Raw genomic sequence first — 14404 nt, 5'->3', positions numbered from 1 at the left:
ATTTACCTAAATGTAAATTAGAATTTGGTGTTTTAATTGGTAACAAACATCTGCCTAAAAGCTTTCATTTGTTTATATTGCTGTAATTCATCTAAAGAATTAATACTATGACAAAATAAGCTTTGTTTTTGGAATGCAGCACTTTGTGCGTACAATTGCTTAAAACACTCACGCAAACTCAATTTATCTGCCTGTATTTGCTGTTGTAAAATAGGCAAACTTTCCCGCTTCAACAAACAAAATGGATATAGCGCATCTCCATTAATGGCAACATAGGCAACTTGTGCTTGTGGGTTCTTTTGTAGTGCACGATGCAACTTCGCCAATACCTGATTTGGAATATAGGTCACATCACAAGGGATAAACAAGGCATAATCCGATTGTAAATATGACCAAGCACTTTTCATTCCCATTAATGGTCCTAAAAAGCCTGTTTGTTCATCTGAATAACACTGAATATCTGGTTCAATTTGTTTATAGATCGAGCTATCACGATGACTATTTACCCAAATATTTTGCACTTCTGGTTTAAATCTTTGGCAAATTTTAGAAAGTTGAATTTGATCATCAAACTGCTGTAATAGCTTATTCATGCCGTTCATGCGGCGTGCTTGACCTCCCGCCAAGATCACAAGATCTGTAGCGGGAATTTCTATATTCATGCTTCTGCCTCCAACTGACACGTTTTAATCAGACCGCGAATTTCTGGTAAACAAGAACCACAATTACCACCTGCTTTTAAACATGCTGTCACTTGTTTTTCATGGGTAATATTTTGCGTTTTAATCGCTTCAATAATTTTGTTCTTGCCGACTTTAAAACAGCTACACACCAATGGACCATCGTTATTTGCAGCAGACATTGGCATACCTGCCAACAATGCTTTACGGTGCAAGGCACTTAAGCGTTCACGTTTAAATAAAGTTGCAACCCAATCACGGTCAGGCAATAAATCAGCAGGCGCAATGTATAGGCTTGCAATCAGAATTCCATCTTTGAGTACAATACTATGGCTCAATTGTGATGAAATATCTTCAATACTTAACCATTCATAAGTTTCATCTACAAATGGTAAAAAGCTTTTTAGATTTTTCTGAGTTTGGTCAATACTATGTCGATCTGCAATCTCATAACGCATTGCCTTAGCCGTTTTAATCTTTGTCCACCAAGCACATGTTTGTAAAGATGTTTTGATTTGATATTCAAAACCCTCTCGAACATATAAAACACCTTGCCAAGTGGTATGGAACGGTTGAATCGAAACTGGCGTATGCTTAAATTCAGGCTCACCTGAAATTGCATCCACAACAGGATTCACGACTTTACCAATTCGCGCATCCGAAGCAACCTGTTCAGTCCAATGAATTGGTGCAAAAATTTGTCCACGACGAACGCCTTGGGCAAGTGTTACGCGTAATACACAACTTCCCCATGCTGAACGGATTTCAACCAACCCTTTATCACGAATACCAAATTTGAGCGCATCGTTCGGATGAATCTCACAGAATGGTTCAGCGCGATGTGTAGTGAGATTTGCTGATAGACCAGTACGTGTCATCGTATGCCATTGATCACGAATACGACCTGTATTCAAAATCAAAGGATAATCTTCAGAAATCGCATGCACTGGATCAATTGCAATCGTTGGAATCAGTTTTGCTTTTCGAGAAGCATAGCTAAATTCACCCTGACCAAAAAGCTGCTTAACCGATGTGGTTTGACCTTTTTCCCACACAGGCCATTGTGTTGGTTTTAACTCATTATATTCTTCAAGACTTAAATTCATTAAACCTTTTAGATTGAAATAACGAAAGTTCTCAACCTGATCACGCTCAGCTAAACTCGCATTTTGATAAGCTGATAATGCAGCATGCTCATTAAAAATGTCACATGCATTATTAAAATCAAAACCAGAAAAACCAAGTTTTTTTGCAACTTCAGCAATTGCCCACCAATCGGCTTTAGCTTGTTTTGGTGGTGCTAAAAATGCACGTTGGCGTGAAATTCGGCGTTCTGAATTGGTTACAGTTCCATCCTTTTCACCCCAACCTAATGCTGGCAGCAAAACATCGGCATAAGCTGTCGTATCCGTATCAGCACAAATATCTGAAACTACAACAAACTCACATTTTTCTAAAGCACGTTTGACTTGATCAGCATCAGGAAGGCTGACGACAGGATTGGTTGCCATAATCCAAATCGCTTTAATTTTTCCACTTTCAACCGCTTGGAATAAATCAACCGCTTTAAGACCCACTTTTGTTGCAATAGCTGGACTATTCCAAAAACTTTGCACCAAATTTTGATGTGTTGGGTTATCAATATCCAAGTGTGCTGCCAACATATTCGCAAGTCCACCCACTTCACGTCCACCCATTGCATTGGGTTGTCCTGTCATTGAAAATGGTGCAGCGCCTAACTTACCAATTTTACCTGTAAGTAAATGACAGTTAATAATACTATTGGCTTTATTCACCCCTTGAGATGATTGGTTTACACCCATCGAGAATAAAGTAACAACCTTTTCAGTAGTCGCAAATTTATCAAAGAATAATTGTAATTTTTCTGCTGAAATGCCTGTACGTTTTACGACAGCTTTAAAATCTTGTTCAGTTCGGTTCGCTTCTAAAAGCGCTTGTAAACCTTCTGTATAAGATTCAACAAACTGGTGATCCGCATAACCATGTTGATATAAATATTGTAATAATCCTTTGAACAAGGCGACATCTTGACCAGGTAAAATGGGTAAATGTAAATCTGCTTGCTCACACGTACTGGTAAAGCGTGGGTCAACAACCACGACAAATAAATCTGGGTTTTGACTCTTGGCTTGCATGATGCGTTGGTATAAAACTGGATGACACCATGCTGTATTCGAACCAACCAATACAACCATATCCGCATGTTCAAAGTCTTCATAACTTGCAGGAACAATATCTTCACCAAAGCTACGTTTATGCGCTGCAACGGCAGACGACATACATAAGCGTGAATTGGTATCAATATTTGCTGTACCTAGATAACCTTTAACGAATTTATTGACCACATAATAGTCTTCAGTCAACAATTGTCCTGAAACATAGAATGCAACACTTTCTGGCCCATATTGATCAATACATGATTGAAATTGATCTGCAATTTTCTCAATTGCAACGTCCCATGTCGTTACGCTACGATGATTTTTACGTCCCAACATTGGGTTTAAAACACGCGTCTCTAAACCTAAAGTATCCGCTAAGTTACTGCCCTTAATACAAAGTCGTCCAAAATTTGCTGGATGTTCAGTATCCCCTGCAACTTGAACTGCTACACCTTGTGTTTTGTGTTGAACTTCAACATTAACGCCACATCCAACTCCACAATATGGACAAGTTGTTTTTGTAATAATTGTTTGTGCATGATCGGAGCGACTGTTTTCTAAATTTTGAATACTGTTCATGACTGCCCCTTGTTACTACCTATTTCATCTATGCCCTGACCAAAGTTTAACCCTAACGACGCTGTATGATGACCATTGATCAACAGCATACGACTCTAATATTAAACCTTAATCTTTATTGTGAACCGCTGTTCTACTTTATCAAAGTAGTAAAATATTCAGTGTATTGCTACATTTCTTTCATGTTTGGGTTTAGGAAAAATTTTCCCTAAACCCAAATACAGTTAGCCTGCTTTCTTCATTGCAAAGTCTTTACCAAATAACAATTTATTTCTAAATGTTGATACTGGTGTTTGATCAGCAATAAGTTCGGCATACCACATACCATCTTCAGTATCACCAAATAAAACCGCACCAATAACTTTATCTTTTTGGATAATAATGCGTTTATAAATTTGGCGTTTTTCATCATTTAAGATGATGTCTTCATAATCTTCTTTCGGTTCGAAATTACCCGCAGAGAATACATCAACACCACTAACTTTTAACTGAGTTGGAACAGTTGGTGATTTGAAAGTCAAGCTACCATGTTCAGCTAAATGCGTTGCACAGATAAATGCTTGTCCCCATAGTGGTTCAACCAAACCAAAAGTTTGACTACGGTGTTCGATACATTCACCCACAGCATAAATACTTGGGTCAAAAGTTTGCATCGTATCATTAACCAAAATACCGCGATTACAACGTAAGCCTGCACTTTGTGCCAAAGCAATATTTGGACGAATACCCACCGCAAAGATCACTAAATCAGCATCAAGCACAGTACCATCTTTTAAACGGACTTGGTTCACATGACCATCTTTACCAATCAAAGCTTCGGTATTTGCTTCAGTAATAATATTGATGCCTTTCTCTTCAATACTATTGCGTAGCATACGGCTTGCACGACCATCAAGCTGACGCTCCATGATGCGATCCATCAAATGAAGAACCGTTACATTCATGCCACGTTGCTTAAGACCATAAGCAGCTTCCAAACCAAGCAAACCGCCACCAATCACAACAGCATTCTTCTTCGTTTCACAATATTTAATCATGGTATTCACATCATAAATATCGCGGAAACTAATCACACCTTTCAAGTCTACGCCTTGAACTGGTGGAATAAATGGTTTAGAACCTGTTGCAATGATTAAACGATCATAATCAACACTTTCGCCTTTTTCGGTATGCACCACTTTGCGAGTACGGTCAATTTTTACCGCAGGATCATCTGCAATAAATTTGATCCCTTTATCGCTATACCATGCGTGTGGGTGCAACATAATGTCATCAATCGTTTTCTCACCTGAAAGCACTGGTGACAACATAATACGGTTGTAGTTACCCCAAGGCTCTTCACCAATAACTGTCACTTCGTAACGGTCTGGCGCCATATCAAGCAAGTCTTCCAAACAACGCATACCAGCCAAACCATTACCAATCAAGACAAGTTTCAACTTCTCTTGTGAAACACCATTATTGGTAATGTAAGTTTTCTGAGCAACTGAACCAACCCAAACACGGCCATCTTCGATTTTAGTTGGATAAACAAGAAGCTTTTGATCTTTATCTTCTAAACAACGACCAGTCGCTAAACTAAAATGCTGTTTATAAATTGGTGATGCAATAACACGTTCGCCTTGTAAGTCACCAATAATGCCACGACACATGACATTGGCTTGGCTGAACGGGTCTTTATTGCTTAACGCATAAATACGCTTTTCATGACCCACGCGAAACAATGCAATTGATTGACCATCAACTAATGCACCTACACCTGTATTTGGTGTAATGTCATCTAAATTACATACATCAACCCATTGATTTTCTGGAAGCATATTCACATCTTTTAAATTTGTCATTTTTCTCTCCTTATGCTTCAACCATTGGGATACGATCTTCTGAACGTTCTGCATCGTTCAAAGGACGGATTTGATCACGTACTTGAGTAAATTGAATGTACGGATCAGCTTGTTCTTCAGCACTTGCGTTGATGTAAGTTTGGAAACGTTTACGGATTTCTGGATTTTCTACCGCAGTACGCCATTCATCTTGGTATGTACCAATGACATGTGTCATACGACGTTCAAGTTCTTCAGCAAGACCAAGTGAGTCATCAATAATCACTGATTTCAGATAATCTAAACCGCCTTCCATGTTGTCACGCCATACGCTAGTACGTTGTAAACGATCAGCTGTTTGGATGTAGAACATAAAGAATCGGTCAATATAACGAATCAATGTTTGTGTATCTAAGTCAGATGCAAGTAGCTCAGCATGACGAGGTTTCATCCCGCCATTACCACAAACATATAAGTTCCAACCTTTCTCTGTCGCGATAACACCAACGTCTTTACCTTGTGCTTCAGCACACTCACGCGTACAACCTGAAACTGCCATTTTAAGTTTATGTGGTGAACGTAAACCTTTATAACGGTTTTCAAGCACAATCGATAAGCCAACCGAATCATCAACACCATAACGACACCACGTGCTACCGACACATGATTTCACTGTACGTAATGATTTACCGTAAGCATGACCCGATTCAAAACCAGCCGCATTCAACTCTTCCCAAATGAATGGAAGTTCATGGATTTGCGCGCCAAACAAATCTACACGTTGACCGCCTGTGATTTTAGTATACAGATTATATTTCTTGGCAATTTGACCAACAGCGATCAAACCATCTGGTGTAACTTCACCGCCTGCCATACGAGGTACAACTGAGTAAGAACCGTCTTTTTGAATATTACCCAAGTAGTAGTCGTTACTATCTTGTAAGCCTGCATGACTTGGTTCAAGAACGAAATCATTCCAACAAGATGCTAAAATATTCGCAGCCATCGGTTTACAAATATCACAACCTAAACCATGACCATGTTGGTGAATTAAATCATCAAACGTTTTGATTTCATTGACACGTACCAAGTGATAAATCTCTTGGCGTGAATATGGGAAGTGTTCACATACATGGTTATTAACCGTAACACCTTGACGTTGTAACTCTGACTTTAAGACTTGAGTGACGAGTGGTGCACAACCACCACAAGCAGTTGCAGCTTTCGTACATTTTTTCAATGCGCCAAGTGAAGTTGAACCATCACAGATTGCTTGGCAAATATCCGCTTTAGACACGTTATTACATGAACAGATGGTTGCACTATCAGGTAGTAAATCAACACCGCTACCGCCTGCTTTTGCACCTGAATCTGCAAAACCTGGCATGATCAAGCTTTCAGGCACTTCAGGTAATGCGATACCATTCAACATCATTTGTAGAAGGTCGCTATACTCTTTCGCATCACCAACAAGAACTGCACCTAGTAATTTGGTTTTATCTGCATCAACAACAATTTTCTTATAAACCAATGCATCTTCGTCAGCATAGAAATAGCTGAGAGAGTTTGGTGTCATACCATGTGCATCACCAACTGATGCAACATCCACGCCCATAAGTTTGAGTTTAGTACTCATATCTGCACCAGCAAAACTATGAGTTTCTTCAACCAAAATATGTTTCGCCGCAATACGTGCCATGTCATAGCCTGGAGCAACTAGACCATAGATCTTATTGTCCCAAAGCGCACATTCACCAATCGCATAAATATCTTCATTTGACGTTTGGCAATAATCATTGATTTTAATACCACCACGCTCACCAAGTGCTAAACCACTTGTACGTGCAAGCTCATCACGTGGACGAATACCCGCTGAGAATAAGATAATATCTGTTTCAAGCTCGCTACCATCCGCAAACTTCATCACATGCGTTGCACTTTCACCCGCTTCAATAGATGAAGTTGCTTTTTGAGTATGTACTTTTACACCAAGGTTTTCGATTTTACGGCGTAAAACTTTACCACCCAAGTCATCAATTTGAACTGCCATTAAGCGTGGTGCAAATTCAACAACGTGTGTTTCTAGGTTTAAATCACGTAAAGCTTTTGCAGCTTCTAGGCCTAATAAACCACCACCAATCACCACACCCGATTTTGAATTTAAGCTTGCTGCTCGAATCGCATCTAAATCTTCAATGGTACGATAAACAAAACAGTTCTCACGATCATTACCTGAAATTGGTGGAACAAAGGCATATGAACCTGTTGCCAATACCAGTTTGTCATAACTAATCACATCACCAAAGCTTGTTGTCACCGTTTTTTCTGCGGTATCAATTGCGATTGCTTTGGTATTCAGTCTTAAATCGATACCATACGCATCTGCAAAGTCAAAACGAGCAAGTGATAAGTCTTTTGCTGTTTTTCCTGAGAAGTATTCAGTCAAATGTACACGATCATATGCAATACGTGGTTCTTCAGCCAAAATCGTGATTTCTAACTCATCATCTGCTTTCTCTAAGATGGCTTCGATGAATTTGTGACCCACCATACCATGACCAATCATTACCAATTTCATAGTGTTTCTCCTCAAATCACGTTGCGTTTAAGCTGCGTTCTTGCGATCTAAAATAGCTTGCTCAAATAGACGTTGTTCTTTTGCCTTGTGCTCTACCGAGAAGCGAACCAGCATCACGAAACATCCAGCGACAATGACAAATCCACCCAATACCAATAAGCAAGATTGAATATCTGTCATACTTAATAATAAAAACCCTGCAATAACCGCGCCAACATTTCCGCCAGCACCAATAATGCCAGACACACCGCCCAATGCTTCGCGGTCAATAAATGGCACCATGGCATAGGTTGCGCCACACGCCATGTTGATGAAGAGCGCGAAGACAAACATGCTCAGGATTGCCCAATGCGCCACATTCATTTGTGAAAATAAGATTAGAAATAATCCTTCGCCTAAAATCATAATAAAGAGCAGTCGTGTACGACCATCCAAGCCTTTTCTGAGGGCTACTTTGTCTGAAAGAATGCCACCGAGTGAGCGAGCAAAGAGTGCCAACAAACCCAAAATACCTGCGGTTAAACCAGCTTCTTTTAAACCAAAACCAAATTTTTCGACGTAATACATTGCCAAAATGTTGTGCATGAAAATTTCAACACCAAAACATGCACCATACGTTCCCGCTAAAATCCAAACGCGGTAATTACGTGATGCTTGTACCATTACAGCCCAACCACCTTTCTTGCCGCTATCGGTATCAATGCCTTGAGCACGTAATTCCTTAAAATTACCTTGTGGACTGTCTTGAGTGAATTTCCAGTATAAGAAGGCAACGCCAATCATCATGAAACCTGGAACCAATAAGGCGATGCGCCAGCCTAAAGATTGCTCAACACCGAACATCACGATCGCTGCGAGAACCAATGGCATTAAAGCTTGAGTTGTTCCTCCGCCTGCATTGCCCCATCCCACTGCAGTCGCATTGGCTGTTCCAACAACATTTGAAGCAAACATCACACTGGTATGATATTGAGTAATGACAAAACTCGCCCCAATTGCACCAATCAGAAAGCGAAAAAATAAAAAGGATTCATAGTTCTGTGCTGTTGCGACCCCAAAAACTGGAATACAACCAATCAGCAATAAAGTGATATAGGCTTTTCTTGGCCCGTATTTGTCACACAATGGCCCAACAATGAGACGCACAACAATAGTGACCGCAACCGATGCGATACTAATGTTAGCGATTTGATCTTTAGTTAAATGAAACTCACCTGCAATGACTGGCATTAAAGGTGCACATGCAAACCAAGCAAAGAAACAAACGAAGAAAGCAAGCCAACTCATATGGAATGCCCGCATCGCTGGTGCAGAAAAGTTAAACAACTTTATTGATGTGGCTTTTTTTGCCGATAGATTCAAAGACATTGCCATCTCCTATACTGAACGTATACTGCTTTGTTGACACGAATCGTTGTGTAAACAAACCGATCAGATCGGACATCGTTGGCCGTCTTACAATTTTCAAAGTCTTCTTTGACTTAACACCTAACAAGCAAATGCTGTGCCAAATAAATAAAATAAATCAAAAAAATAAGCTTAGCTATTATTTTATATTATTTTTTAACAAAAAAACATATAATTACAGCATCTATACACACACTATATATAGGCGGAACAGACGTATGACCTGTTTTAAAGCACAATTCAGTGTGCTTCAAAACAACTCCTTTTACGCACCAAAATAGAACACACACAATATTTAATTAACTTAATCTAAATTTTTATTTCGCTATCAAATAAGCAACGATACAATAAAGCGCATAAATAATACGCCTATGGAGCGTTTGCACCGAATAAGAAATTACTCATGGCATTAATTTTGCTTCAAAAAATACCCCCAGCACGTTATGCTAAATGTGCATATACCTACAGTTTGACTTTTATACCTATGCCGAAACTCAAGATCGCACTTATTGATGACGACCAGGCTCGGGCTGAATACATAAAAACCTGTTTAATTGAACATGACTTTGATGTAGTAGCTTGTTTCACTCTCGATCATCTTAATATTTTTAAATTAGAACACCTTCAAGCAGATGTGATTCTGCTTGATATGGATCACCCTCATCGCGATGTGATCGAAAGTTGTGTCAGCAACTTTGATCTACCAACCGTTCTTTTTACCAAAAATACTGACCGAGATACTATTAAGCAGGCAATTGACGCTGGGATCACTGCATATATTGTCGATGGTATTGACCCAACTCGCTTACACACGATTTTAGATATTTCTATTGAACAGTATAAAAAACATAAAAAGTTAGAAGGCGATCTAAAAGATGCCAAAACCAAACTCGCTGACAGAAAAGATGTCGAAAAGGCCAAAGTTTTGCTTATGCAATTACATGGATTAACTGAAGATACCGCTTTTCAATTACTCCGAAAAAATGCCATGAGTCATCGCATGACCATTGGAGAAATGGCACGCCGTTTATTGGATGCACAACAGCTTTTAAATAATCAATTAAAGGATGAATAGATGAGCAGTTTAGAAAAAACCGAATTGCAACTAGGCTACATCCCATTGCTTGATTGCATCGCCTTATTATGGGCAAAACAACGTGGCTTTTTTGATGAAGCTGGTTTAAACGTTACATTAACGAAAGAAGCATCATGGGCGAGTTTACGTGATCGTCTTGCCTTCGGTCTTTTAGATACCGCACACTGTTTATCCGCAATGTTGCCTGCTGCCGCTATCGGTGCTGATCAAATAGGCATTCAACTACAAACACCTTTAGTTCTCAGTGAAAATCGTGCTTTTATTAGCTTAAGCCAAAAGCTCTGCTATCAATTAGATATAAAGCAACAAGACCCTGTAGATCTATCAGCAAAGAAATTAATTGAATATATCAAACTAGACAACCATGTTTCTTTAGGGCACGTCTTTAAACATTCGATTCATCATTATTGTTTAAGGGAATGGTTAGCATTAGCCAACTCTGAGTTGGCACATTCAATTCATGTCAAAACTTTACCTCCTCCATATATGGTCGAAGCACTCAACAATCATCTTATTGATGGATTTTGTGTCGGTGAGCCATGGAACACCCACGCTGAACTTCAAGGTTTAAGCCAAATTGTCTGTTCTAGCCAAGACATTATCCCCAATGTTGCCGACAAAGTATTGGCTGTGACCCAAGAATGGGCACAACAACACCCTAATACCCTGATCGCATTAACGAGTGCTATTATAAAAGCGCAACAAGAGCTTCGTATGCTCGAAGATTTTGCACCAGTGTGGGAACTTTTGGTTGAATTTGAAGTGATTCAATTTAATTGCTCACCTAACATTCATGTTGAAAAATACTTTACCATTCAAAATATCATTCGTAATTTTGTACAAAATAGTGCAATACCTAAAGTCACTGATTTTGAGTGGTTATTTCAACAGATGCAAAAATGGAATAATTCCCCTATCAGTTCAATACAATATACAAATGAAGCTCAAAGCTGTCTTTTATTAGAAACGTATTTAGCTGCATCCCAACAGAATAAAATTTGAAGAAAAAAAAGCTGTCTTTATAAAAAGACAGCTTTGAAAAGACCCATAAGAGATCACAAAAATCAAAAAGTCATCTCTTAAGTGATTATTATCTTACCCAAATACAATTTATCTTTTTCGGACATTTTCATGTCATTAGCTGCCAGTCAAAACTTCACAATTCATATTTTTTGCCAATACGATCGCTTACTTAATGGATTAGACATGTTTCAATCATTCTAAGCTCACTATGATTTAGCTCGTTCCACAAAAATTGAGATTTTTCTTCATATTGTCCGTATTTGATAGATTAGAAATCCTAGCCAACAATCCTTCATTCATACGAAATAAAAGCGAAGACCTTAAAAAATAATAACTTAGATATTTAATAACGGATATAAAATAGATAAAAATGAATAATACTCATCGACCCCCTGTAAAAAGTTACCAAGCATCCGTTTTATAGAAATTTGAGTATTTTTAGTCGATGACTTTAGAGTTACACAAATTACATGAACGAAATAAGGCAATTCAGTTTAGAATAGTGAAAAAATAAATTATCGGAAAATTTGTCATATTTTAACATTGCCAATTCCTTGCAAAGTTTTCATTATATGCAGCATGCTTGGTATGCAAATTTCTTCATTCATTAAAAGAAATCATAAGAAAAAATGCAGAATTTTGTGCCATAATAAGCAAACTTTGCAAGTATCTTGCAAAAAACATTTGCAGTTTTAGAATTGGAGCAAGCCGAATGAGCTCAACCATTTTGGTAATTCATGGACCGAATTTAAACTTGCTAGGAAAGCGTGAACCAGAAGTATATGGTTATCTCACTTTAGATGATATTAACCAACAGCTCGTCGCTCAAGCTCAAAAAGAGTCAGTCATATTAGATACTTTTCAGAGTAATTGGGAAGGTGCGATTGTTGATCGCATTCATCAAGCACAAACTGAGGGCGTGAAATTTATCATCATCAACCCTGCTGCTTTAACCCATACTTCTGTTGCTTTACGCGACGCGCTTCTTGGTGTCGCTATTCCGTTTATTGAAGTTCATTTGTCGAATGTTCACGCTCGTGAAGCATTCCGCCATCATTCATATTTATCCGACAAAGCCATCGGCGTGATCTGTGGCTTAGGCGCAAAGGGTTATACCTTTGCTCTCGATTTTGCAATCGAAAAAATTCAATCTTCTAATTAATTTATACATTTCAGGAATGCTCACTCATGGATATCCGTAAAATCAAGAAACTCATCGATTTGATGATTGAATCTGACTTACAAGCGATTGAAGTTAAGGAAGGTGATCAATCCATCTCATTAACTCGCCCTACGCCAGTTTATGCAACAGCTCCTATTGCAGCCCCAACAACGTCTGCTCCTGCTGCACCAGCAGCAAAAACACCTCGTGGTGCTGTAGAAACATCTCCAATGGTTGGTGTTTTCTACTCAGCGCAAAGTCCTGGTGAAGCACCATTTGTAAATGTTGGTCAAACCGTTTCTGCGGGTGAAACACTGGGTATCATCGAAGCAATGAAAATCATGAACCCAATTGAAGCAACCAAGAGCGGCGTCATTGAAGAAATTTTAGTGAAAAATGGTGAAGTGATCCAATTCGGTCAACCACTTTTCCGCTACCGCGCCTAATCAGTTTGGGGATTCCAATGTTGCAAAAAGTATTAATTGCAAACCGCGGTGAAATCGCTTTACGAATTACTCGGGCTTGTAAAACTCTAGGCATTAAAACAGTTGGTATTTATTCTGATGCTGACAAAGACTTGATGCACTTACGCTTCGTTGATGAAGCAGTTTGTATTGGGCCTGGTACCACAAGTGAAAGCTATTTAAATATTCCTGCAATTATTACTGCAGCAGAAATCACAGGTGCAGATGCAATCCATCCTGGTTATGGCTTCTTGTCTGAAAATGCTGAATTCGCCGAAATTGTAGAAAGCTCAGGTTTTATTTTCATTGGTCCTCGCCCTGAACACATTCGCCTCATGGGAAATAAGGTATCTGCCATTATTGCCATGAAAAAGGCAGGCGTACCAACTGTTCCTGGTTGTGACCACGCCGTAACGATTCATAATGCGCTTGCTGAAGCGAAGGAAATTGGTTTTCCATTGATCGTTAAAGCAGCATCTGGTGGCGGTGGTCGCGGTATGCGTATTGTGGAACGCGTTGACACACTACTCGAATCTGTTCAAGCTGCACAACGTGACGCTGAAATGTGGTTTGGAGATGATACTGTTTATATGGAACGTTTCTTACAGAAACCCCGCCATGTAGAAGTACAGGTGCTTGGCGATGGTAATGGTCATGCGATTCATTTATACGACCGTGATTGTTCTTTACAACGTCGTCATCAAAAAGTGTTAGAAGAAGCACCTGCACCTAACTTACCAGAACAAGCACGTGCTGATATTTTAGAAGCATGTGTCAATGCATGTAAGCTCATGCAATATCGTGGCGCAGGAACTTTTGAGTTTTTGTTTGAAGAAGGTGAATTCTTCTTTATTGAAATGAATACTCGTGTTCAAGTTGAACATCCCGTGACCGAAATGGTGACAGGCATTGATATTATTGAACAACAACTACGGATTGCTGCGGGTTTGGGTCTAGATATCGAACAGCATGAAGTTGAAGTCAAAGGTCATGCGATTGAATGTCGTATTAATGCCGAAGATCCAACCACCTTTTTGCCTTCACCAGGCAAAATTGAGAGTTTCTATGCACCAGGTGGTGCAGGTATTCGCTTAGATTCACATATTTATCAAGGTTATAGTATTCCACCTTATTATGATTCAATGATTGCAAAACTGATTGCACATGGTAAAGATCGTGAGACATCTTTGGCTCGTATGCGCCAAGCTTTGGATGAAATGATTCTGACTGGAATCAAAACCAATATTCCTTTGCATAAAGATCTTATTTTGCAAGATAAAAATTTCTGCAAACAAGCAATGGATATTCATTATCTTGAAAAACATTTGCTTAAACAATTAGAAGCGCAAGCTGAAAAGGCTTAAATAAAAAACCCTCTTATGGATTAATAAGAGGGTTTTTTTATATCTTAG

At 39.0% G+C, this 14404-nt stretch carries 10 protein-coding genes; 5 read left to right on the top strand and 5 right to left on the bottom strand.

Annotation, left to right across the window (positions count from 1 at the left end):
• Positions 1 to 32: 32 nt before the first annotated feature.
• The 5 genes from MMP60_RS11120 to MMP60_RS11100 form a co-directional block, all read right to left on the bottom strand.
• A complete protein-coding gene (locus MMP60_RS11120) occupies positions 33 to 662 on the bottom strand; it encodes an NTP transferase domain-containing protein (protein ID WP_018678177.1) in 630 nt (209 codons plus the stop codon).
• Positions 659 to 3439, bottom strand: coding sequence for a nitrate reductase (locus MMP60_RS11115; RefSeq protein WP_241336318.1), 2781 nt, complete (start codon positions 3437 to 3439; stop codon positions 659 to 661). The genes MMP60_RS11120 and MMP60_RS11115 overlap by 4 nt, the downstream gene beginning before the upstream one ends.
• A gap of 224 nt (positions 3440 to 3663) precedes the next feature.
• Positions 3664 to 5283, bottom strand: coding sequence for a nitrite reductase small subunit NirD (nirD, locus tag MMP60_RS11110; protein WP_241336317.1), 1620 nt, complete (start codon positions 5281 to 5283; stop codon positions 3664 to 3666).
• A gap of 10 nt (positions 5284 to 5293) precedes the next feature.
• Entirely contained in the window at positions 5294 to 7840 is a 2547-nt protein-coding gene (gene nirB / locus MMP60_RS11105) for a nitrite reductase large subunit NirB (protein ID WP_241336316.1), read from the bottom strand.
• 27 nt (positions 7841 to 7867) lie between these two features.
• A complete protein-coding gene (locus MMP60_RS11100) occupies positions 7868 to 9214 on the bottom strand; it encodes an MFS transporter (protein WP_241336315.1) in 1347 nt (448 codons plus the stop codon).
• Positions 9215 to 9731: 517 nt separating this feature from the next.
• On the opposite strand from MMP60_RS11100, the gene MMP60_RS11095 reads away from it, so the two are divergent.
• The 5 genes from MMP60_RS11095 to accC all read left to right on the top strand — a co-directional run bounded on the left by MMP60_RS11095 (position 9732) and on the right by accC (position 14356).
• The gene (locus tag MMP60_RS11095; RefSeq protein ID WP_018678182.1) at positions 9732 to 10322 is read left to right on the top strand and encodes an ANTAR domain-containing protein; all 591 of its coding nucleotides are present in this window, start codon (positions 9732 to 9734) and stop codon (positions 10320 to 10322) included.
• Complete coding sequence (locus MMP60_RS11090; protein WP_241336314.1) at positions 10323 to 11345, top strand: ABC transporter substrate-binding protein; 1023 nt, start codon at positions 10323 to 10325, stop codon at positions 11343 to 11345. It begins immediately after the preceding gene.
• Between the two features lie 733 nt (positions 11346 to 12078).
• Positions 12079 to 12528: a type II 3-dehydroquinate dehydratase gene (aroQ, locus tag MMP60_RS11085; RefSeq protein WP_241336313.1), complete on the top strand. Its 450-nt coding sequence runs from the start codon at positions 12079 to 12081 to the stop codon at positions 12526 to 12528.
• A gap of 26 nt (positions 12529 to 12554) precedes the next feature.
• Positions 12555 to 12974, top strand: a complete 420-nt coding sequence (gene accB / locus MMP60_RS11080; RefSeq protein WP_241336312.1) for an acetyl-CoA carboxylase biotin carboxyl carrier protein — start codon at positions 12555 to 12557, stop codon at positions 12972 to 12974.
• A gap of 17 nt (positions 12975 to 12991) precedes the next feature.
• Entirely contained in the window at positions 12992 to 14356 is a 1365-nt protein-coding gene (gene accC, locus MMP60_RS11075) for an acetyl-CoA carboxylase biotin carboxylase subunit (RefSeq protein ID WP_241336311.1), read from the top strand.
• Positions 14357 to 14404: the final 48 nt, after the last annotated feature.

The sequence above is a fragment of the Acinetobacter sp. ANC 4805 genome (genome assembly GCF_022549495.1).
GTDB lineage: Bacteria > Pseudomonadota > Gammaproteobacteria > Pseudomonadales > Moraxellaceae > Acinetobacter.
The sequence above is the reverse complement of the archived record's forward strand: the minus strand, read 5'-3'. Positions and strand labels throughout refer to the sequence as shown.